This is a genomic window from Qipengyuania algicida, from assembly GCF_009828025.1.
GTDB lineage: Bacteria > Pseudomonadota > Alphaproteobacteria > Sphingomonadales > Sphingomonadaceae > Qipengyuania > Qipengyuania algicida.
Map to the genome: position 1 here is coordinate 26,258 of NZ_WTYA01000010.1, position 21,781 is coordinate 48,038.

At 57.0% G+C, this 21,781-nt stretch carries 22 protein-coding genes and 2 pseudogenes; 7 read left to right on the forward strand and 17 right to left on the reverse strand.

Translation table 11 applies throughout. The annotated features are described in order from the left end of the window. The first annotated feature begins 34 nt into the window (after nucleotides 1-34). Nucleotides 35-1,558, forward strand: a complete 1,524-nt coding sequence (locus GRI58_RS12405) for a carboxylesterase/lipase family protein (protein WP_160753928.1) — start codon at nucleotides 35-37, stop codon at nucleotides 1,556-1,558. A 507-nt stretch (nucleotides 1,559-2,065) separates the two neighbouring features. Here GRI58_RS12405 and GRI58_RS12410 read toward each other — a convergent pair. Next, nucleotides 2,066-2,356, reverse strand: a complete 291-nt coding sequence (locus tag GRI58_RS12410; protein WP_160753929.1) for a hypothetical protein — start codon at nucleotides 2,354-2,356, stop codon at nucleotides 2,066-2,068. Between the two features lie 88 nt (nucleotides 2,357-2,444). Here GRI58_RS12410 and GRI58_RS15945 point away from each other — a divergent pair, with 88 nt between their 5' ends. Then, complete coding sequence (locus GRI58_RS15945) at nucleotides 2,445-2,648, forward strand: SRPBCC domain-containing protein (protein ID WP_419957050.1); 204 nt, start codon at nucleotides 2,445-2,447, stop codon at nucleotides 2,646-2,648. A gap of 52 nt (nucleotides 2,649-2,700) precedes the next feature. Here the strand turns inward: GRI58_RS15945 and GRI58_RS12420 are convergent, their stop codons facing one another. The 6 genes from GRI58_RS12420 to GRI58_RS12445 form a co-directional block, all read right to left on the reverse strand. Next, nucleotides 2,701-3,219 carry an AAA family ATPase gene (locus GRI58_RS12420; protein WP_202386963.1) on the reverse strand — a complete coding sequence of 173 codons (519 nt, stop codon included), beginning with the start codon at nucleotides 3,217-3,219 and terminating at the stop codon, nucleotides 2,701-2,703. Nucleotides 3,220-3,246: 27 nt separating this feature from the next. Beyond that, a complete protein-coding gene (locus GRI58_RS12425; RefSeq protein WP_160753930.1) occupies nucleotides 3,247-3,558 on the reverse strand; it encodes a hypothetical protein in 312 nt (103 codons plus the stop codon). Nucleotides 3,559-3,638: 80 nt separating this feature from the next. After that, nucleotides 3,639-5,075 (reverse strand): hypothetical protein, encoded by a 1,437-nt coding sequence (locus tag GRI58_RS12430; protein ID WP_160753931.1) that lies wholly within the window; start codon nucleotides 5,073-5,075, stop codon nucleotides 3,639-3,641. 354 nt (nucleotides 5,076-5,429) lie between these two features. Continuing rightward, entirely contained in the window at nucleotides 5,430-5,657 is a 228-nt protein-coding gene (locus tag GRI58_RS12435; protein WP_160753932.1) for a hypothetical protein, read from the reverse strand. 120 nt (nucleotides 5,658-5,777) lie between these two features. After that, nucleotides 5,778-6,140, reverse strand: a complete 363-nt coding sequence (locus GRI58_RS12440; protein WP_160753933.1) for a hypothetical protein — start codon at nucleotides 6,138-6,140, stop codon at nucleotides 5,778-5,780. A gap of 155 nt (nucleotides 6,141-6,295) precedes the next feature. Then, nucleotides 6,296-6,649, reverse strand: coding sequence for a MerR family transcriptional regulator (locus GRI58_RS12445; protein WP_160753934.1), 354 nt, complete (start codon nucleotides 6,647-6,649; stop codon nucleotides 6,296-6,298). A 57-nt stretch (nucleotides 6,650-6,706) separates the two neighbouring features. Between GRI58_RS12445 and GRI58_RS12450 the strand changes: the two genes are divergently transcribed. Both GRI58_RS12450 and tnpA read left to right on the forward strand, forming a co-directional pair. Next, nucleotides 6,707-7,420, forward strand: coding sequence for an alpha/beta fold hydrolase (locus GRI58_RS12450; RefSeq protein ID WP_160753935.1), 714 nt, complete (start codon nucleotides 6,707-6,709; stop codon nucleotides 7,418-7,420). 521 nt (nucleotides 7,421-7,941) lie between these two features. Further along, nucleotides 7,942-8,265: pseudogene (gene tnpA, locus GRI58_RS12455) on the forward strand (IS200/IS605 family transposase); the annotation flags it as partial. Between the two features lie 48 nt (nucleotides 8,266-8,313). Here tnpA and GRI58_RS12460 read toward each other — a convergent pair. From GRI58_RS12460 to GRI58_RS12480, 5 genes are all read right to left on the reverse strand, one after another. Further along, on the reverse strand, nucleotides 8,314-9,495 hold the full coding sequence (locus GRI58_RS12460; RefSeq protein ID WP_160753936.1) for an MFS transporter: 1,182 nt from the start codon (nucleotides 9,493-9,495) through the stop codon (nucleotides 8,314-8,316). Nucleotides 9,496-10,383: 888 nt separating this feature from the next. Continuing rightward, complete coding sequence (locus tag GRI58_RS12465) at nucleotides 10,384-10,815, reverse strand: hypothetical protein (protein ID WP_160753937.1); 432 nt, start codon at nucleotides 10,813-10,815, stop codon at nucleotides 10,384-10,386. A gap of 117 nt (nucleotides 10,816-10,932) precedes the next feature. Further along, entirely contained in the window at nucleotides 10,933-11,256 is a 324-nt protein-coding gene (locus GRI58_RS12470) for a hypothetical protein (protein ID WP_160753938.1), read from the reverse strand. Between the two features lie 52 nt (nucleotides 11,257-11,308). Then, on the reverse strand, nucleotides 11,309-12,979 hold the full coding sequence (locus tag GRI58_RS12475; RefSeq protein ID WP_160753939.1) for a lysozyme inhibitor LprI family protein: 1,671 nt from the start codon (nucleotides 12,977-12,979) through the stop codon (nucleotides 11,309-11,311). Beyond that, nucleotides 12,976-13,524, reverse strand: coding sequence for a hypothetical protein (locus tag GRI58_RS12480; protein ID WP_160753940.1), 549 nt, complete (start codon nucleotides 13,522-13,524; stop codon nucleotides 12,976-12,978). The genes GRI58_RS12475 and GRI58_RS12480 overlap by 4 nt, the downstream gene beginning before the upstream one ends. 1,043 nt (nucleotides 13,525-14,567) lie before the next feature. Between GRI58_RS12480 and GRI58_RS12485 the strand changes: the two genes are divergently transcribed. Both GRI58_RS12485 and GRI58_RS12490 read left to right on the forward strand, forming a co-directional pair. After that, the gene (locus GRI58_RS12485) at nucleotides 14,568-15,209 is read left to right on the forward strand and encodes a MarC family protein (RefSeq protein WP_160753941.1); all 642 of its coding nucleotides are present in this window, start codon (nucleotides 14,568-14,570) and stop codon (nucleotides 15,207-15,209) included. Nucleotides 15,210-15,218: 9 nt separating this feature from the next. Further along, nucleotides 15,219-15,863 (forward strand): FABP family protein, encoded by a 645-nt coding sequence (locus GRI58_RS12490; protein ID WP_160753942.1) that lies wholly within the window; start codon nucleotides 15,219-15,221, stop codon nucleotides 15,861-15,863. A gap of 44 nt (nucleotides 15,864-15,907) precedes the next feature. On the opposite strand, the gene GRI58_RS12495 is transcribed toward GRI58_RS12490, so the two are convergent. From GRI58_RS12495 to GRI58_RS12510, 4 genes are all read right to left on the reverse strand, one after another. Next, complete coding sequence (locus GRI58_RS12495; RefSeq protein ID WP_160753943.1) at nucleotides 15,908-17,083, reverse strand: NAD-binding protein; 1,176 nt, start codon at nucleotides 17,081-17,083, stop codon at nucleotides 15,908-15,910. Between the two features lie 630 nt (nucleotides 17,084-17,713). Then, on the reverse strand, nucleotides 17,714-18,112 hold the full coding sequence (locus tag GRI58_RS12500; protein ID WP_160753944.1) for a DUF2384 domain-containing protein: 399 nt from the start codon (nucleotides 18,110-18,112) through the stop codon (nucleotides 17,714-17,716). Next, complete coding sequence (locus tag GRI58_RS12505) at nucleotides 18,105-18,281, reverse strand: hypothetical protein (RefSeq protein WP_160753945.1); 177 nt, start codon at nucleotides 18,279-18,281, stop codon at nucleotides 18,105-18,107. Before GRI58_RS12505 ends, GRI58_RS12500 begins: the two co-directional genes overlap by 8 nt. A 73-nt stretch (nucleotides 18,282-18,354) precedes the next feature. Then, nucleotides 18,355-18,741, reverse strand: a complete 387-nt coding sequence (locus tag GRI58_RS12510; RefSeq protein WP_160753946.1) for a hypothetical protein — start codon at nucleotides 18,739-18,741, stop codon at nucleotides 18,355-18,357. Between the two features lie 523 nt (nucleotides 18,742-19,264). Here GRI58_RS12510 and GRI58_RS12515 point away from each other — a divergent pair. Then, nucleotides 19,265-19,522: pseudogene (locus tag GRI58_RS12515) on the forward strand (transposase); the annotation flags it as partial. A gap of 391 nt (nucleotides 19,523-19,913) precedes the next feature. Here the strand turns inward: GRI58_RS12515 and GRI58_RS12520 are convergent. Beyond that, nucleotides 19,914-21,461, reverse strand: a complete 1,548-nt coding sequence (locus GRI58_RS12520; protein ID WP_160753947.1) for a BCCT family transporter — start codon at nucleotides 21,459-21,461, stop codon at nucleotides 19,914-19,916. Nucleotides 21,462-21,781: the final 320 nt, after the last annotated feature.

A 21,781-nucleotide genomic window follows, 5' to 3' on the forward strand; every position in this document is an offset into this window, starting at 1 on the left:
CTGGACATCACGGGAGATCAGGATGCGTGTTGGCATGGTATTTTTGCTGGGAGTTGTTCTGGCAAGTTCCGCGATAGCAAACCCGGATCACCGACCGGTGGTGCAAGTCGAGGGCGGCGCGGTCGAGGGTGTCGTCGATAACGATATCGCGGCGTTCAAGGGCATTCCATACGCCGCCCCGCCAGTGGGTGACCTGCGCTGGCGACCGCCCGCACCGCTGCAGCACTGGCAGGGAGTGCGCGACGCCTCGCACTATGGGGCGGCTTGTCCGCAGCCGGGCGATCATAAGGAAGCCTGGGCACAGGTCGGCCCAACCAGTGAGGATTGTTTGTTTCTCAATATCTGGCAGCCGGAAAAGCACGGAAAATACCCTGTGATGGTGTTTCTCCATGGGGGCGGCTTCACTTACGGCGCAGCGGGAGTTCCTTTGTATGATGGCACCAATCTGGCGCGGCGCGGAGTTGTTGTCGTCACGCTCAACTACCGATTGGGTCTGTTGGGTTTCTTCGCACATCCGGCTCTTACCGCAGAGAATCCCGATGGCCAGCTCGGCAACTATGGCGTCATGGACCAGATTGCAGCATTGCGCTGGGTCAAGCGAAACATTGCGGCCTTCGATGGCGACGCCTCGAATGTGACGCTTTTCGGTGAATCCGCAGGCGCCGGAGTTGTCCAGACGCTGATGGGGTCTCCACAATCGAAGGGGCTGTTCGAGAAGGCAATCTCCGAGTCCGGGGCAGGCGGTGCGGTGCTGTTCCCAATCCGTGGCGCACCGCTGTCAGCAGAAGCGCTGGGTGCGCATTGGGCCGCGAGCGTTGGCCTGCCGAACGCGACGGCAAAGCAGCTCAGGGCGCTGCCGGTGAGCGCTCTGCTACAACGGAGCTTCCCCTTTATCGACGGGAAGGTAATCGTCGCCAGCCCGGGCGCACCTTTCAGCAACGGAACGGAGTCGAAAATCCCGCTCATCATCGGCGCCAATTCAAACGAAGCGACCTTGCCTAGCAACAACGAAGCTGCTGCGCGCAAAGTCTTGGGCGACAGTTACGATGACGCGTTGAAACAATACTCGCAAGCACGGCCTGGAGCTTCCTTCGAGGCGGTGAAGACAGATCTGGCCGAGGATGCCCTGTCGATCCTGCCATCCTATTCAATCGCGGCCATGCACGCGGCCAACGGCGCCGTGGCTTATGATTTCTACTTCGATCAGGTTCCGTCCAACCGCCGCAAAGGTTCTGCCGGGACCCCGCATGGCGGTGAACTGGAATATGTCTTCGGTAATCCCGATGCCGGATCGGTGTGGGACGCAGGAGACAGGAAAGTGTCCGATACGATCGCCGGCTATTGGGTCCGCTTCGCCAGCACGGGTAACCCAAATGGTCCCGGCGCCCCAATGTGGCCAATAGTTTCCGCGGATGGCGCTCAACAATATCTGGTAATCGGCACGCCAACGCGCTCAGCCACCCTTTCTCCGATGGAGGAAAAAGTGCGACAACGTTCGCTCGCCACCTCTCGCGCGGGTTGGTCTGGCAATGCTATGCATGAGATCGGACACGAGTGATCATCAATGGTCGGCTATGTTTACCGTCGATAGACGAGGGCAGAAGCGACCAGTATTGATTGAATGCCTTGGTGGTCGACCGTCCCAACATGCTCGATATAAGAGGCATAGCGAACATCTTTGCCCGTTCAAGCGCAAGCCTGTTTGCTATAGCCTGCAAAGGTATAGCGGGCGGTCTGCTATCGATGCAAAAGCTGTCTTTTAGCTGCGCCTCTGGTTATAGCTCATGGTCTGGACAGAGAAATTTCCCAATGATTTGAGGGCCCATATTTGTCGTCTATGGGGCACCACCACTTTCAGTAGGCAAATTCAGCGCTCTAGGGCGAAATGCCGTTCGGCTGGTCGTGCGCTGTGGGTTCTGCTTGGGTCGTTTTGGGTTGGGAATTCGGCTTTACCCACGCTAATCCCACTTTGGATTTGATCGGCGATCAACAGTAAGCTGAAGGGCCGACTACGGACCATCAGGTTTTAGATAAGCGCGCCGCGAAAGCGGACGCGGCCCTTACTCTACTGCTTAAGACCAGAAAATAGAGCGTCCATCGCTTCATCGGAAAATTTTTCGTCACACGAATTTGAAGATGAGAGGCTTGGAGAGACCGAGGACGTCGTCTCGTGTTCCTCAATTTCATCAATCCGCTCCCGGATTATTTCCAATGCCGACGATAGGCGCCAATCCGGAACACCAGCACGCAGCCCAACCACTTTCATTGCCTCAGCCTGATCGGAGAGTTGGGAGCTACACGACATAGAGTTCCGGCATTGATCTGCGATCAGCAATTGGGCCAGGCGGTCGATCATCTAGACGGCTACGTGCGTCAACTGTTCGATGTTCCTAACCTAAAAAAATCAATCAAAGGAGAAACACCAAAGGACTGATACTATTGCTATCGAGACCCACGTACCGGTTTCGCCCGAGGCAGCCTGGCAGGCCTTCAACGAACCTAAAGCGATCACCCAATGGAATTTTGCTACGCGGGAATGGTGCTGCCCGCGCGCTGAGGTCGAGCTTCAGCCCGGCGGCCGCAACGTCGCGCGGATGGAGGCGCGGGATGGCTCCATGGGTTTCGATTTCAAAGGGAATTTTGAATAGGTCGAAGCTCCCCATCTGCTGGTGCTCAAACTGGACGATGGCAGACTTGCAGCTATCCCGTCACTCGCGTTAGAACGAGCTCGGCACGAGCAGCAACATTATCGCGAGGTAGTTCGATAGGCTCATAGCCAGCATTGGTGTATGCCGATTGTATGCGCTCATAGTCGCGCACAGCTTTTCCGAATCTGTGGCGGCGATCTTCATTGACCTCATAAATTTCCGGCCAAGGGGGAGCCAGAAATACCTGATCGTAACGGTAGTGGGCAACCTCAACGGGAAGTGAGCCGCCCCGCGCGGTTATCACCACGCCGGCATCGACGACGCCACGGTCGAAGAACGTGAGCCCATGCGCCCCTTCGTGATCTACTACGGACATGGCCAAAGCCCGCCTTCCAAAAGCCATTGCATCGACCCAAGGAAGCGCGCGCCCTTCGCTCCGCTGCTCCTCCGGTAAAACACGTAAAGCGGCATCAGCAACGACGGAACGTCCGCGCTCTGCAAGCTCGGAAAGGAGGGTCGATTTGCCTCCTCCCGAGCACCCTGACAGCATCACACGCATCAAACCATCCATGACAATAGGCATGATCGGAGTATCGACCTAACGTAGAAAGCGAGACTTGTTAATGTCCGCGATGGCGTCGGCATCGGAAATTCCGGTTTCAGGCCAAAACGTGAAAAGCTGCCGCTGATGTGATCGACTGACCGCTATCGGCGATGCAACTGAATTGCTGGAACGGCGAGAAATTGGGGGCAAGCGGACGTCAAGCTGATGTCCGGTAAGCATTGCCCTTTTGTCACGACCTACCTGACCTGTACGTTCGGCGTGCTGAAGCTCCCGCAACTTACGCTGAATCTCGCGCTGATGTTCCTTCGTCATTCGAAACACCGCCTGCCCGATCAGGGCGATCATAAAGGTGTCTCGCCAGTCACAGCATGGCTACTCCGGGAATTGTTGAGCACGTGCTAGCAACTCAATTAGCGGGGCGATCTTCACTGGCAGTTCCCATAGATCGACGTTCGCTGCGGAACGGTGGATTCAAAGAACGTCGCCTCTCCGACCTTTCGGCAATGGGTATGAACGTAGTTTCCAACCATGCGCCGGCCGATGGCGTTGTCTCTCCAGGACCAGTGGCCGGAATCAACAAGCGTCACCGCACCCGGCCTCCGGGAAAGTATCCGCCTGATTTCCTCATTCACGTCCTCGCCGGTCGCCCTTTCTTCGACGACCTCTTTCAAATGCCAGGGCAGCACCAGCTTTGAAAGCGGTTTTGCAGAGGCGAGGGAATACAGATAAACTGGGCCGTCATAGACCAGCAGCGTCCCATTCCGATCGTTGTCGTCGATCAGCTTCGCAGCATGCAGCGCGTTCTGCCTGGACTCCTGGTGAAGCCTGAAATCGAATGTGCTGATCGTCGACATGGCAACGAAGTCAAACAGAACCACGATGGGGATCGTGATCGCCCACCGATCAAACAGGAATGCGGCAGCGCAGCTTACCGGAACAAGGGCCGGCAGTGCATAATGCCAATAGAAGTTCGGGACTAGGAACAGCGCGGCTATGGCTGCCACCAGCCACCCCGCCAGAAACACGCGGAGTTCTGATCGAGGTGCGATTGCCAGCCCGGTGATCGCCAGCCAGAGCGGGAACAACAGCCGCCCCATCATGAATCTAGCGCTCGCTAAAATTTCCGCCAGTGGATATTTCTGCTTGTTGAGGTTGGATGTCACCATCGCCTGCCAGAATTCCGGCCAATGGCCGATCGTACTGTAGAACCCGGCAATCAGCGCCGTCGGAAGGATACCGATAGCGGCAAATGCCCCGACATGACGGAGTGCCGTCTTTTTTGGCAGGCCGCCGCGGAGGGAAAGAATAATTGAGAACAGGCCGATATAGACGGCTTCAACGACAACGGTCTGCTTTACCGTAAGCGCAAAGCCGCACAGCGCAATGGCGAAATAGACCTTCTTCGGGATCGTGCCGTTTTTTAGATCGGGTATCGCCTCGACCAGCAGCAATGCGGCGCCGGCCATCAACGCGTTGTAGAAAATCGGCGACTGGCCGCCAAAGCCACCCAACCAGGGCAACATCGAGATATATAGGAATGCAGCGGCCAACTGTGCCGGCCAGCGTGCTACGTGGGCAATGATCCTGGCGATGATGAAGGCGGTGATTGCAACACTTATCGCGGCGGCGACCTGATATGCGATGACCGAATGTGAAACAGCGGCAATCGCCTCGTAGATCGCGAAAAGGCCGAGCGGCTTCCTGTCCCAGATGTCGACGTATGGCAGCGCGCCGCCGAGCATCTTTTGTCCGACGAGGAAATAGAATTCCTCATCAGTGTGAAGCGTCGGATCGCCGAATGTCGCACATCGAACAGCGAAGGTGACTATAAGAATAGCCAGAAACTGGTACTTCGGCTTCATGCCTGCGGGCATTAACAGCGAATAATTCGTCTGCAAGTCAGGGCGGTGATCCGAACTCCGGCTTCGGCATCGTCGCTTTCAGATCAGTCACAGCGGCCTCATAGGCCGCCTTCTGCCGCGCGTACCAATCGCGCCAGCGCTTTCAAGAATCTTTGACTTCTCGGTTCAGTGGGTTTCTTTGCCATCGCCGCTATGCTGGTCGGGCGTTGCATGCCCCGCCAGCATGATAGTTGCGTTGTGGGTGGAAGGCCCTGCACGTTACGCGCAGATTGAGCTTGTAGAGCGCACAATCGAACAGCGTGCGCAGCGGCATGTAATTCTCGCGGCCTGGAATCCATCCGTAAGGCGGCTGCTTCACATTGCCGCAGTGCCGACACCAAGCGGAAGCGGCATCTCCTCTGCGCGTCGGACAGTTGTCAAATTCGCCCCAAGCCGTTCAGCCAGAAACTCGGCAAGATCGACGGCGGCAAGACGGCGCTTCAGGGCGTCGGAATCGCGAAGTGCAGCGATGGTGGAGGATGGGGCGCAGCTCAGCGCGAGCTCAAGGTGCGACGTGAGGGAGAGGAGATCGATTCGGGGCATGGGCAAATGAGAACATAAAAGGAACATGTCTGCAAGATGGCGCTCACATTCTGTCCGCTTTTAGCGCTCGTCAAAGCGCATCTGCATGTCACAATTGTTGGGGAAAGCGGACGTTGCTATTCAGCAGGTCTTGCCACGTGATGCAGCGAAAGCGAAGATGCCTGACAGGGGTCCGATGCAGCACAGGATGATCAACAGTACCGCTGCTTTGTCCTCGCGCCCGATCACCAAAAGCGTCAGGAGGATAATTAAGGAAAGGAGGTTGCCAGCAGCGAGCCAGCCGAAGCGTCCGTCCTTTGGTCCAGCAGCATTAGCTATGCACAAAGCGCCCAGCAGTGCGAAAAGAAAGAACCACGTCGCGCCGAGCGATACATCCTCGAAGGTCGAAGTAGCGTAGCTGGTTGTGAGAGCGATCAGAACTACCAGCGCTGCCGCAACGAGTAGAGCGCCGCACAACAAGTTAATCCAGCGCCAAGCTGCCATATTACAAGTCTAGTGAGTGCAGTAACGTCTGCAAGGGGGTCAAAAGGGGGGCTTCGCTCATAACTGCGTGCTAACATTCGGAACGAAACGTCAGCAATGGTGTCGCTTGCTGACAGGCAGGTTTTGGGGGGAGCGGATTTTCGGAGTCAGAGAACTTATTCCCCGCTATCGGCAATTTGCTTCCTGAACAAAATCAGAGCGGCGCGCTGGCGCCTGACTTCTGCAAGATGTTGATTCAGAATAACTAACTTTGAATCTATCTGTGGAAGCAGTCGCGCCTTGTCGCGCCGTTCTTCGGGCGAACGGCGCATGAACCGTTCTACGTCGCTGATTGAAAAGCCGAGTTTGCGTGCTTGGTCGATCAAATGGATAACCCGGAGATCATCTTCGCTGTAGCTACGATACCCGTTTGCCTCGCGCGGCGCAGGCGGGAAGACCCCCCGCTTCTCATAGAAGCGGATTGCCGATGTGCTGACACCTGCCCGGCGTGCAAATTCGCCAATCCGCACTGCTATTGACCTTCAACCATGGTCGAAGGTGTATGTGCTTGCGTCGGAGGTTAATCAATGAACGATCTGGTGCTCATCCCCGGCCTTGGTAGCGACGAAACCGTTTGGCGTAAAACTATCGAGTTGCTCAGTGATGACTATCGCTGCGCTGTAGGCGATACCCTCCAGGACAGCACTTTGCCGGACATGGCTCAGCGCATTCTCGCTGACGCGCCGGACAAGTTCGTCCTAGCCGGGCTCTCTATGGGCGGCATGGTCGCGCTGGAGATAATGCGCCTGGCGCCTGAGCGCGTAGCGGGTCTGGCGTTGATCGACAGCAACGCCTTCCCCGACACGTCAGAGCAGGCGCAGCAACGCGTTCGCACCATCGAGACGCTGCGCGCCGGGGTCGATATGCGTTCGGCAGGACAGGCCAGCCTTGCTTGGCTGGTTCATCCTGACGCGTCACTGTCCGTGAAAGAAGATATCGTTCAGATGAGTATCCGCCTCGGGGTCGAGGTATATATTCGCCAGAGCGAGGCTGTTCTCAATCGGCGGGATCAGCGTCCGGTCCTGCGCGAAATTGATATCCCGACGGCCATCATCCATGGCGTCAACGATGCGATGATCCCGTTGACGCGAGCGGAAGAGACTTTGGCCATGATTTCGGATGCATCACTGGAAATAATCCATCACTGTGGACATCTTCCGCCTATCGAAAAGCCTGCCGAGGCCGCCACGATCCTAGGAAGGCTGTGTGATGCAGTGGGATGCAAAGCTGACGGACTTTGAAGTCCGCTTTTGGGTCGTGTCCCGAAATTCCGGTTTCAGGCCAAAATCTTAAAAAGCTGCCGTTCACGTGAACGACTGGCGGCATTTCCGTTGACGTCCAATCGAAGACGTTCAAGTGGCCCTGAATACGGCCTGAAAGCCGACGTTGCGGTGCACCGATCGACTGGCCGGACTTGTCGGTCAGAACCCAAACGATCATCATTCCGGAATGGGCACCACAACTTCGAAAAATCAGGGCGAACCGGGCGGTCATCGGCGGCCTCTCAGTGCGCCGGACTGTTGGTTCTCTTGGTCTCCTCCAGCTATCATCGCGGGCGTGTTCGGCCTAGCGCTGCTCTCCGGGTTGCCGGGGAGCGTGAGCTTTTTTCTCATACCCTTAATGGTAATAAGTTGGCCCATCGCGATTGCGGCTCTAGCCGTCGCAGCCGTACTGCATCTCCGACGTGGTCGACCTCGCAAAGCCGTCACTATTCCAGGGGCTGCCTTGCTCTCAATCGTACTTTGGAAGCCAATCTGCTGGGCGGCTGCGCGTGCGCGAGATCATCAAGCAGGTTTGCGATGAAATGGGTGTGACCATCATCAATGGCGCACTGTCACGCGACCACGTTCACATGTTCGTCGAGATCCCGCCACATGTCTCGGTCAGCGATTTCGTGCGCCGCGCCAAAGGGCGTTCGTCGCGCAAGTTCAAGCAGGAGTTCGAACACATCCGCAGGCGCTACTGGGGGCAGAGGTTCTGGGGTAGGGGCTACTTCTCAACCACAGCGGGCAATATCACCGAAGACGTGGTCATGGCCTATCTCGACCGCCATATCGCCAAGAATGGCTTCAGCACCTCCGTCTGATCCTACCGGCCTACGGCCGGTCAGTCATTCAGGGAGTGCGCAAAATCTTTATCCGGCTGATACGGTAACGATAGATATAGCTCCCATGTGGTCACAGGTCGTTCGCGGACGGAGAAATGCGAATATCGTGATGACAAAGCTTGTCAGCATCACTTCGAAAAGCAGCATGGCAGTTGTGGACCACTGGTCGTGGACGATTCCAAGCAGAATGGGCATATAAGTGATCGGGACATTTCCAAATGCGTTGAGCAGCGCATTCTTGGACGCCACTGCACCCTCTCCTACTGTCTCGAATTGCAGCGCGGTGTAGCTGGCATAGGAGAACCCCAGCATAAGCGAATAGATCATTGTTCCAGCCGCAAAGAACATCGCTTCGCGCGGTAGAGCCGTCAGCAGCAGCGCCGCGCCAACCAGCAACATCGCAGTGGTCAGGAATGCCTTGATCCGATCAAAGTGCCCCACAAAACGACCGTAGATGAAGCAGCCTAGCCCGCTAGCAGCAGCTGCCCCCAACCCATTGGCCAATGATACTACATTGGGTCCGGCATGCCATTCGGGTGCCAACGCGGGCCAAAGATATGAAGCGCCTCCCGCTCCGATTGGAGTGAGGAAGGCGAGCATGACCCACCGACTTCGTGGCTGCCTGGCCATGTCGACCATTTCTCCGCCAACGGCTAGCAAGCGCGCGCTAAGTTTGAGCGACACCAATCTGCGAGCTGGCTCTGAGATCATCCCGATTGGAAGTGAAGTGAAGACGACAGCTCCGGCAAAACAAAGCGAGGCTGCGCTCATTCCCCATCGCGTGGCAATCAACACACCCGCCCCCCCAGACACACCTTGCATGACCAGCTTACTGCCTTGGACATAACCCGAGGCTGCACTGAGCTCCTTCCGTTCGACCGTCAGGACAAGCAGCGCGCCCTGCGCTGCGTTGGCGATCTGTGAGGCGGTACCTAAAACAAAGCCCAGTCCGATCAGTAACCATTGTCCCCCGTCGTCGATCGGAGCTTGAAACATGGTTAGGATAGTTATGATCGTGATCGCGGTACCGAGCAAATACCAGCGCTTGAGTGTCCACCACATGTCGAGGATTGGAGACCACAGCAACTTGACTGGAGCCGCGAGGACATAGGCGCCAATGATCGCACCAATAGCTGTCACCGACATGCCCTTCTGAACCGCAATATAAGGCAGGACGATCGCAGTGAATCCGCCGGCCAACCCATCCACCTGACCGAATATGGCAAAGACGCATGGCGGAGTTGCGCTTCGATGACCGAAATCCGCTCTCTTGCTCACCGCTTGCAACTCCATTTCTTCTCGCGGGACCATTTATCTCTGGCACCGCATCAGATTTGGTAGGGCGCAAGATTATGCAGATTGAAGTCGTAAGTCCTGATGGAATTGTGATGGACGCAGATGCTCTCGGAACGAGTGCAGATAGTCTGCGCCACGCAATGTTAAATCTCGAATATGGGGGTGTCACGCTATTCTAGCGGTCTGAGCGTCGCGTCCGGATCGGCCAATTCTGATCGAAAACCTCGGTTAGCTGACGCGCCGCCTGGCCTCCGGCGTCAGGGCGACACCCGCCAGCTTAGCTGCCGTTCGATATCCCAAACTCGCTTCCCGATAGCGGCCGACCATTCACACGACAAATTATAGCGATTCTTGGGCCGTGTCCTGCCTGTCCGGTTTCAGGCTAAACGAGTAGTGAAGCTGCCGTTCGCATGAACCAGTGCATGAGCCGGCTGTCGCCAACAAAGGCGACGTTCAGCGGCTCAGGTTTGCATCCTGAGGCCTGCCCTTCGTTCATCATTCAGAGACATCGAAACTGCTGACCGACCTTGGACCTTCCCTGCCGGTCAGATCTTGGTTCACTGGAACGAACACTATCTTTTGAATGGCACTGCCCTTCCTCAGTCGCGAATGATCCATGGCGGGACGGCACGTTGGGCGCACCATGATACCAGATGGAGCCCCAGCTCGTGACATTGGTGCATAGTCATTTTGTTAGTCTTTGCGGACGTTCGAATATGCGGAATGGTCTGGCATGAGCCGATGTATGGGTGTAGACTTCAATATCCCGCGCAAATCCCGAACCAGCCAATGGGCCAAGCGTCAGTGAGGAGCCTCGTAGCCATTGAATCGGCAGTCCTCGCCAAACGCGTTGGTCTTGCCGTGCATGGCTATCACATTGACGGTAGGACAGGTCACATCGACAGAATAGACCGTCCGGGCATGGCCGGAATGGATGCCCAATTCGGTCTGAACCTGTGGCGAGGGTTCATTGCGGGTGACCGTCACCGCGATCGTCGTGACGCCATGCGCTAGCGGTTTTTCGAGCCTTATACCGGCCAGCAAGTGCATTTTCCCATCGTCCCCCGAAGCCTTTCCGGCTGTTAGCAACGGTCCTGCAGCGTGAACATTGTGAAGGGTGAAGTGCTGTATCCCCTTCATCTGGCTAGGGTTCGGCTGTTGACCGTTTACGGCGGACAGTCCAATCATCCCGAATGCGATCAAAGCGCCGCGCAAGATATGGAAATGGTTCATCGTTTTTAAACCCTTCTGTTCGTGGCAAGTCGGTTGTGGTTGCTTAAGGCTTCTCGTCGGACGGTATGACATAGACATGAAGATCGAAAGGGTTTCCGACCGTCATCGACTGCGTGGTCAGATAGAATCCGTCACCGCCATCGCTCGGTCCTTCACCATATCTGGCGACAAGGATTTGAGGGTCTTGCTATGACGGCAATCGGCTTCGGCCTGAAGATAGTCGCCTGCGATGCCGGGCTTGCCATGATACATCCGAACGGCAGTCTGCTCGAGGTGGATCGGCGGGATGCCACGCGCCGCATTGGGCGATGCGCCGTCCTCCTCGGCGGCATCCCTATTGCTTTGAGCGGCGTTGTCGCTCGTCTGATGCTTGGCGGAGCAACCGGCGCATACGGCCAGCATAAGGTCCGAAGCGACCCAATAGCGGTTTGCCAATGGCATGGTTATCTCTTTCCCGGTTGGAATGTTCGCAGAATTCATGGGACCTGCGCTGTTATCGCCTCGCCCGCGCCAGCGCAGCGGCAATGACTTGCGGGTCGGCCCCACCGGTCTGCCGCCAATCGCCCTGCCTGTCCCTGAAAATCAGCATCGGCGTATAACCACCCCATTTGATCCACGTCTTGCGCAGCGCGGTTTGCGCAGGCGGCAGATCATGCCCGCCCGTCGGCTGAACACCGCCATGACGGGCCTTTTTGTCATATCCGTCGAAATTCCGCGCCAGCGCCAAGGCCGGATGCTTCGCGGCCATGATGGTGGCAGCCAGAGCGCCGCTGTCGGGATGGATATACGCCACCGGAAGCCAGCGGACCGGCAAATCCGGATGAAGGCGCTTCAAATTGTTCCATAACATGGCATCAGACGGTGCATTGGGATCGAAGATCACCTGCAACACAGGCGCGGCTTCTGGCCTACCGCCCACCATGATGCCCGATGCGTGCGCCAGGACCGCAGCCGCGCCGGACGACAGGGTGTTCATGATGATCGCGATCTTTTTGGGCGGCCGCGCCTTCGGAGGCACTCGCCGTTCCGGGGCGATCTGCGCCAGAAAGTCGTTGCGCTCCTTTGTCAACGCCGCCTTCACGCGCGCATCGGACAGATCGGGATATTCCGCGGCCGCAAAGCGCACCCAGGCATCACGATAGGCAAGCCACAAGCGCTGTGTCTTGCGCACATTCATCTTGCTGAGACCGCTATTGCCGATCACATCGGGATGCGGTGTATCGTTGGGGGATGGTGCCGCCATGATCCGGCGGTACAGCCCGTTGAGACGCGCATCGGCCTGTTTGAACGCGGCCGCATCGCCTGGCGGAAAGGTGCCTGCGCTGGCCTTTTCCAGCAGAAGGGCAAACCCGTCCTTTACATCCTGCTCCCGGTCGATTTCGAACGCGACCCGCGCGGAACCGCTCAGGTCCACCTCATTCTCGCCGCTGGATTCGGCATAGGCCTCAGCGGCCTTGTCCAGCGCGGCAAAGCGCTGTCGGACGGACGGCGACCAGTCGCGGGCCATGGCCGATAAATGGCTGGCGCGTCTGTCATCGGCGATTGTACCGGCATGCACAGCGCACAACCCGCCGTATAGTCCGCTGGTCACATCGTCGCAGATGCTGAAATCATGCCCTGTCCACTGCTTCTTCTTGAGGTTTTGCAGATGGCGCACCCGGCTGTCGACAGCAAAGGGAGCCCCCTCCACCCGGCAGGCCAGCGATGTCGCCAGATCAAGGTTTCGCTTGGCCCCTAGGCCGTTGGCATAGATCGTCATCAGCATGGCCGTGCCGTGGAACGGATCGGCCGGCATGCCAGATGCTTCTTGGCCTTTCTTTTGCGCCGCTGCCGCTTCCATCAGCGCGCATTGCCGTGCCCGCTCAGGGTTGGCCTTGACGCCGATGCCGTAATAGAGATTTTCGGAGTCGCAATGCGCCAGCGAAGCCCGGGTAGCGGCATCCGGCCAGTCGGTGGCGGGCGGCTCGAGGTGTCTGAGGTTGCGGCATACCGCCCGGGTTTGTGAAAAGCGGGGATCCGAACTGGAATTAGTGCTGGTATCCGCCCAGTTCCATCCTGCGGTGTCAGAATCGGAAGGCAGGGGGGCATGGTCGTTTGCGTAAACAACTCCGGCCGCACCAACCGCCGCGAAGCAGACCATGGCGAAACGTTTCAGGCGCATCATTGCGACAGCGCCATCAATTTTCGAATGGCGGCCTCAAGCTGCGCATAAAAGGCCTTGTTGGCATCATTGGGCGCGCCCACGATCTTCGCGACCAAGGGGCTGCCATGCATTTGCGCGGCCATGGCGTTCTGCATCTCAGCCAGGGTGGCGACAACATAAGCAAACGGACTCAGGCCATGCTTTGCGAGCAGGGCCGGTACCTGAGGCATACCCTTTACGCGCAGTGTAAGCGACGCGATCGATGCCGATTGCGTGGCCGGGGAGAAATCCGAATGCATGGGAACGCAATGCGCCTTGGCATCGTGCGTTGCCGCTATCACCCGGGATAGCGTATCTGTACTCAGCCGATACTGCGAAAGCGTGGCCTTGCTTGCGGAATCGCGCGCAGCGTTAACAGAGACGACATCGCCGACGCAGCGGCTGCCATCATTACAACCGAAGCGCCCCGTCTTTTTCGCCATACCAACACTCCGCTCCTTTTCTATAACTAACCCAGCTTCTCTGTCTGACCTTTCGGCATCAAACGAACTGAACGTCTCTAACACTTCCTGCCTCAAAGTCGCAAAGGTCGATAACCGTCATTGTGATGCTGTTGATGCGACGCGCGACTACCTCTCACTACGAAGACTGGACGTCAGCCAGCGCCAACAAAGCAGACGTCCAAGGACGCCAACTTGGCCGCCGAAACCAGCCCTTTATTCACGCAGCGGAATATGGCCTTTCCTGGGCCGGTAGCTGACTGTCCAGTTCTGCCATGGACCTAGGCGAAGCCGACGTTCGGCTTCGCGACCGGCGCTTCGTTGCCAGAAAGCGGCTGTTCGGCCGGCTGACACTGGCTCTGCTAGGAATTGCAGAGATTGGCGTGGGAAGCGGAAATTTATCATAAGCCTGCGCAAGCTAAGTATTTTCGATGTCTTTGACACATAGTAGTGCGCATCACCGCGTTGCGATTACGTTGGTTTCGTTAAGTGTGATGCTGGGGGCAGCATCGTTTTGTTCAATCTCGTGGCATCGCCACATTTTGGCTGTTTACTTCAATGTTGACCGGTTTGGTTCTTCTTCGCCGTGGTGAGCACGATTTTGGGCATCCGGTTTGCAGGCCGCCGAACACATTCGATTGCGCTTTTCGTGCTCGCGACCTCAACGATCAGCGCGACTGACTCGCTGCGACGCATATTGATCTATTGCGCAAGGGGGGACGCTTAACATCCAGCGTCTGCGAAACGTCGGAACGTCGGCATTGGTGAAATGGATGGTGGCGACGACGGGATCGCTTGCGAGCGATAGCGCGCACTGGCTCCATTGGTCACTGTGCGAATACTTCGCTCAAGATCATCCTCATGGTCCCGACACCCAACCCCGCATCAGTGACCGGCGAGGCAAAGCTTACGCTGGCAGGAGACTGGCCAAGCCTGGGGGCACCTGACCTTGCGCGCATCGACAAATTGAGCCGAAACGCGAACTCAGGTCACGAACCGTGCTGGATGAGCAAAAAATCAGCCGCAAAGGTTGCAGTTGTGTGTCGTGTTCTAAAGAAAGAAGCGTCTGCGATTGGAACCAGACTAGTGTCTGAACAGGGAGTCTTCAAATGGACTATAGCGAACTCGCAAAGGCATTTGGCGCGTTTTTCGCCATCATGAATCCGTTTATCAACCTTCCGATATTCCTCTCGTTGACCGAGGGTTTCTCGGTAGCGGAACAGCGCATGCTTGCGGTCAAGATCGCGATCTTTTCCGCCCTGATGTGCGTCATCATCCTGTTCGCCGGGCAGGAGATTATCGGCTTTTTTGGCATTTCGATCGATGAGTTTCGCGTTGCCGGCGGTGCGGTGCTGGCCGGGATCGCCTGGTCGATGCTGCATGGCGGCGGCATGACATCGCATCACGGCAGCGCCAGCGAACAGGCGCAGGTCAGCGATGTTGCGGGGCTGGCGTTCTATCCGATCACATTTCCAATGATCGTCGGGCCGGGCACGATTGCCACGCTGATCATCTATTCCGGTCACACGCAGAGCATGGAAGGAATGTTCTGGCTGATGGGAATCGTGGGCACGATCATCGTCCTGCTCTTCGTCGTGCTGTTTTTCGCCGCCCAGATCGGCAAGATCATGAGCCAGACACTGCGCACGATCACCACCCGCTTGATGGGCATGATCTTGCTGGCGATCGCGGTGGATATGATTATTGCCGGGCTGACCAAGCTGCTGCCCGGCCTGGCAGGAGGCATGTAGGAGCAAGTGATGGACAGACTGGGTGACATCTTTACCGAGCCGGATCCGATCGATCCCGACACGCTTGCCAATCTGGGGCCACTGCGGCGGCTCGCGGGGATCTGGGAAGGCAGATCAGGCAGCGATACGAGCCCGAAGGCCGACGGCCCTGAACATCGCGAATTCGTCGAACGCGCGGAGTTTCAGCCGATCGATCCGCAGGCCAACGGCCCGCAATTGCTCTATGGCCTGCGCTATCACATTCACATCAATGCGCCAGGTGAGGCGAGCACCTTCCATGACCAGATCGGATATTGGTTGTGGGAGCCGGCGACCGGGCTGATCATGCAGACGCTGGCGATTCCGCGCGGCCAAGTCGCGCTTGCTTGCGGGCATGTCGAGAATGACGGGAAACGGATCGTGGTCGCGGCGAAACGTGGCCAGACCGACTACGGTATCTGTTCATCGACCTTTCTCGAACAGGCCTTCCGAACCGACAGCTACCGGCTCCAGATCGACTTCGACGATGACGGAACGTGGAGTTACAGCGAAGACACGATCATGATGGTGCATGGTCAGAGCGAACCCTTCGTGCATCACGACAGCAGCCGGATGGCCAAGGTCGGCGAGCCTGATCTCAACCCGTGGCTGAAAATCGCGAACGGCGGGAAGTAGCTGCGCACAGCAGGTCTCTTCCGCCCATCTCAAATGCCAGCGGCCTATTTCTGCGTGTTGATCAACCGATCGACGAGGTTCTTGTCTGACACCTCTTCGCCGGTCAGTGCCATTGCCAGCAGCTCGCTGCCCAGGATCGTGGGCGCGAAGACGATGTCGGGTTGAACCCGGCGAACTTTTTCCAGGTTGCGCGTATTGTTGACCGCGACGACGGTCCTGGCTGTGCCATCCAGCTCCTTCGCCGCCAGCACCACGAAGGCGTTGGTCGCATCGTCTTCCCCCAGCGCCATGATCGCTTCGGCGGTCGCGCCGGATGCATCTTTCAGCGTGTCGATATCGGTTGGATTGCCGATGACCACATCCGCTTCATCGGGAATGTCGTCACCCTTCGTGTCGAGAATGAAGATCACGCTTTTTCCGCGTTGGTGCAATTCGCGACAGGTGTTGAGCGCGAGATTGGACCGGCTGACAATGATATAGTGGCCCGACATCTTCATGGTCCGTTCCTTTCCGACGAGGAAGTTATGCACCCGGTTTTGCAGGAACGGGAGCAGTACCGTGCTGACGGCAGTGGCAAATACAGTCAGGCCCAGGATAATGAGCGAAATGACATAGAGCCGTGCGCCGGGAGTCGTGGGGTAGATATCGCCATAACCGACCGTCGACATGGTCACGATGGTAAAATAGAACGCTGTACCCAGATCCGCGATGGGTTTGGAAAACTGGGTACCCATCATCAAACTGCCCAGTACGCCATAAGCGGTGACGAGCACGAGGCTGCCGACAGAGAAGATCGATGCGGCAGCAACGCTGGTATGATTGAACTGGGCCCGAAAAAGATACAGCGCGGCGAGCAACACCAGTTCCAGCAGTCCGAGCAGGAAGTGTGTGTCGGAAGCGGCGAGCCAAAACGCGATATTGATCGCCATCAGCAGCGTCACCACCACCCAGGCGAGGCGCGAGCGTAGCGCCAGGCCGATCGACATAATCACCATGAACACACCCGACACCGTTCGGTGTGCCCCGCTCAACAGGCCCGACACCAAGATGCTGGAAAGGTTCTGAAGACCCGCGATGGACAGTCCGCTTGTACGAAGGTCGTTCCACAAGCTGCCGAGCTGGATGAAACCCATCACCAGCACGCCTGCTGCAATCAGCAAATGAGAATACTGTCGGAAACGCGTGGTCAGCCTGATGGGATTGAGGAGTGATAGTTGCATGAGTTTTTTGTCATCTTCGCTCACGCGTTAACCTGCTCCATCGAATACCGCATCATCGGGATTTGCGCGATGCAACCTTTGCGAGTCCAACTCGCCGACACTCGATAAAGCAACATTGCACCCTGCTTAACTCAAAAACTGACGGCCCGGAACCTTCTTGGGTTCTGGGGAACGAGGCCGTGTCTTCACACAATGCAGCCCCTACTGCCCTGAACAAACGGCAGCTTTCGGCTGAGTTCGCGGAACTTTCGAAGGACCGAATTTGGGGCGCGTAGCTGCCATCTGACATGGTCGCAACGAAGGGCAGCTATCCGCAAGCTGAACCCTAAAACCTGCCCTTCCGGATCGTCTAACGAAGCACTCGTTCTGAGCGCTTATTTGGTCTGTGTAAATGACGGTCAGCTTCCCGTATATTCGACCCAAGTTTGGTCAATCTTGACCATCGAAAAATACAGCCATTCCAACTTGAGCGGACTGATGCCCGCTTCTCGCAACTTCGTAAAAATCCGCGAACTACTGGCGTTAGGGCGCAAATCTGCGATAGCTACCTTTCATTTTGATGGTCGTAAAAGACCTGTCCTCAGGTAATGGCCCAACCAGTTGGCGACCGGGTGCTCCGGTACTTCTGCGTCAGGGACCCTGAAGCTCCGCGAGAAGATAATCCCTCATCTTAGCAATCGCCTCTCCGTTCCCCTCGATCATCACTTCCAGCGCGGAGCGGCCCGCACATACCGCGGCAGTGTTGGGCGCCCTCATCCAGGCGGCAGCGTAATCGCGTCTGGGCACAAGTGTATTAATCGCCTCGAAGATCTCGAGCAGATACCGCACTCGTAGAGTGATTTCTGTTGGAACGTCCTTCATTGGCAAATTGCGTAGCGCCGCAAGTTCGGTTGCCGAACCCAATCCCAAGACTTTCCATTGTTCCTGCGAAGTCATGGACCAGACTCTGCTCAGCCCCTCAAAGGCCCGCATGGTCGCGCTACTAGCGCGGTCGGTTGTCGAACCGTTATTGGCGTCAGTCTCAGCCATGTGCCGCCTCCCACCATGCCGCCCATTCTTTATCCAGTAGGACGCGGCCTTCGTCGCTCGCCAGCGGGCGAGCGAATTTGCCGAAGCCAGTCGCGAGTATCTCCCGCGCCGGAAGCAGCAGATGGACATGCGGCGCCCCCGGGCGGGCGGCGCGGGACGGGACGTGCATCACGCAGATTGCTCCCACGTGATGCAATCTTACCAAACGCTCGAGTGCGAAGGCGCGAGCTATTTCCCAAGCTTCATGCAACCGTATTGACTGGGGGCATTTCTTCCACCTCCGGGAACCTTAAGGTCACCGCCACCACGAGATCGACGATATTGAAGCCTTGCTCATCGTAGGTCCGTGATAGTCGTTGGGGGTCCAACAATTCGTCATTCGCTGCGGGCGGTAAGAGCACATCACGCCGAAAGCAGGTCGGCTCGCGCCACGGCGCTGTCCGATCCTCTGGTTTCAAGACAGGGTACAGACGCCGGAATACAGCGCCCTCGGCCGTCGCAATGCATTCATCGCCAGGGTTCGCCTGTATTACCCCGAAGCTGAGGTTCTTCGTCTTTCCAACGACTGGCGCGTAATCGAGTCCAGGTGGTGCCGAGTGCTTTTTTATCGCGGCCTTCTTAGTCGCCATCTTACCGCACCCCCTTGCGGATGACCGGGCACGTCGTCGGGAAACTCGCTCCGATCGGTCGAAACGACGCGGCGGCGCAATGGCCTCTCAGGAAAATCATATGGGAAACCTCTTGTTTGATGCTGCTTGCGCCACCGCGGCGCGAACAGGAGGGAGCGCAGCTTAGCGCGAGCTCAAGGTGCGAACTAAGGGAGTGGAGATCGATTCGGGGCATGGATAAATGAGAACATAAAAGGAACATGTCTGCAAGATGGCGCTCACATTCTGTCCGCTTTTAGCGCTCGTCAAAGCGCATCTGCATGTCACAATTGTTGGGGAAAGCGGACGTTGCTATTCAGCAGGTCTTGCCACGTGATGCAGCGAAAGCGAAGATGCCTGACAGGGGTCCGATGCAGCACAGGATGATCAACAGTACCGCTGCTTTGTCCTCGCGCCCGATCACCAAAAGCGTCAGGAGGATAATTAAGGAAAGGAGGTTGCCAGCAGCGAGCCAGCCGAAGCGTCCGTCCTTTGGTCCAGCAGCATTAGCTATGCACAAAGCGCCCAGCAGTGCGAAAAGAAAGAACTGGCAGCACGCAAGATCATGCGCTCGGTCCACGAAGGCGCGCGTGACTTGGCACGCGATATCGCCACCAGCGATGCCTATCTCGTCTCGCGCCGACAGCGAAAGAAGGTCGAGATGCTGTTCGCGCACCTCAAACGCATCCTCAAGCTCGATCGCTTGCGCCTGCGCGGTCCCAACGGAGCAAACGACAAGTTCCATCTTGCCGCCGCAGCCTAAAACCTCCGCAAGCTGGCCAAGATGAAGCCGATCCCGGGCCTCGTACCCGCCTGACCGGGACGCAAAGGCCGCTCGCCCACTATCCGCGGAACAACCCTGGTAGCGACAGCAGCGACTTCTTCAACAGAATAGACAAAAAAACAGACGTAGCGCCAAAAAATCGACTTCCCGATAACGGTTGTCCATTCAGGGGTCGAATTATGTCACATCCTAGTCCGTCAACCGACAGTTAGGTTTGACATTCATTCACTATAAGCAAAATCTTGAGTCACTGAATATGCTCAAAAATATCAAAGAATAAATACTGCAGTTATTTTACGATTTTACAGACAGAAATCGCTGCCAGATATTCTTCACTGGTATCCGTGGTGTCTCGGACAATAGACAAGCGTCAATTAATCTTTCTATTCACGTCGCAATACAACATCCGGATCAATCCCCAGGCCATGGCAAGCAGAACTAGAGCGAAGGGCAGTCCGGTCACGATCGCGGCTGTCTGCAACGCGGTCAGCCCGCCAGCCCATAGCAGAGTGCCAGCCAAAATGCCGATGGCGATGGCCCAGGTCACCCGTGGCACGAAGCCAGCATGATGATGCCCGCCCGACGCGATCATGGCCGTCACCAATGCGCCCGAATCCGCCGAAGTCACGAAGAAGGTCGTCACGATGAGGATCGCCAGACCTGAAAGGAACTCGGCGAAGGGATAGTGGGCGAAGAACGCGAACAGCGCGTCGGGCATGCTGTCGTTTACTGCCGCCGACAGGCCGCCATGCCCGAACAGCTCGATATAGAGCGCGCTGTCACCGAAGATCGTCATCCACACGAAGGTGAACAGTACCGGTACGAACAATACGCCGCCCAGGAATTCGCGTACTGTGCGGCCATAGGATATGCGCGCGATGAAGATGCCGACGAAGGGCGACCAGCTGATCCACCAGGCCCAATAAAAAATCGTCCAATTGGTCTGCCAGTCGCCGCGATTGTAGGTTTCGGTCCAGGTCGACAGATAGACGAAGCGCTGCACGTAATAGCCGATGTTCTGGACGAAGGCGTCGAGCAGGAAAACCGTCGGCCCGAGCACGAAGACCGCGATCATCAGCGCAACCGCCAGCCCCATGTTGATTTCCGAGAGGCGCTTGATCCCGGTATCCAGCCCAAGCGCGACCGACAGCGTCGCCATAGCGGTGATGATGGCGATAATGATCGCCTTGCTCAGACCGTTTTCGGGAACACCAGCGAGCAGATCCAGCCCTGCATTCACCTGCGATGCGCCAAAGCCCAGCGATGCCGCGACCCCGCAGACGGTAGCGACGATTGCCAATATGTCGATCACATCGACCAGCCAGGACGGAATTTTGGGAAAGCAGGCGCTCAGAAACGATCCGATGCTCAGATTCAATCCGCGATTGAAAGCGACATAGGCGAGGCCCAGCCCGATCAGCGCATAGATTGCCCAGGCATGCAGTCCCCAGTGCAGGAACACCAACCCCATGGCGTGCTGGGCATTGCCAGCCAGCCCGCGTGGCAGGCTGGCGTTGGGATTGGAAAAGGCGCTGGCCGGGGGATTGGAGAAATGCATCACCGGCTCGGCCACACCATAGAACATCAGGCCGATGCCCATCCCGGCGCTGAAAAGCATCGCAAACCATGTGGCGCGCGAATATTGCGGCTTTGCGTCCTTTCCACCCAGCCGAAGCTCGCCCGTGCGCGTGACCGCGAGGAAGATACACGCCACCAGCAATATGTTGACCGTCAGGATTAACAGCCAGCCGAAGCTGTGTGTCGCGACCGATTGCACCGCACCGAACCGCTCCGCTGCGAGATCGGGGTTTGCAAAGGCTGCAAGAATAAACAGCCCGATGACCGCGATTGCCCCGAAGAACACAGAGGGTTTGAAAGCGGGTGCGTCAGAACTGCCGGTAGAGGGATTTGATGCCACCAACGTGCCCCTTAAGTAATAAGATGATGGTATTTGAATTGCGTAGTAAAGAAATTTATTTTGAAAATATAAAAATCTCTCTTCTGCGCTGAATGCGGAACTCTATAAAAATATAGAAGGAATGCCTTTAAGATTGTTCCCGATTAGCTAAAATGTTGCGTCTTTGCAACGGTTGGGTTTGACTCTTTCCGTTTCAGGGTCGTTGCTGTGGAGTCGGGGGAATTAGATTGTTAGCAGGCCGAAGCTTGGGAAAATCGTTATTCTCGATCCCGAATTACGGCATTCTCGCCATGATTTTCTAAGCGATACGATCCGCGCCG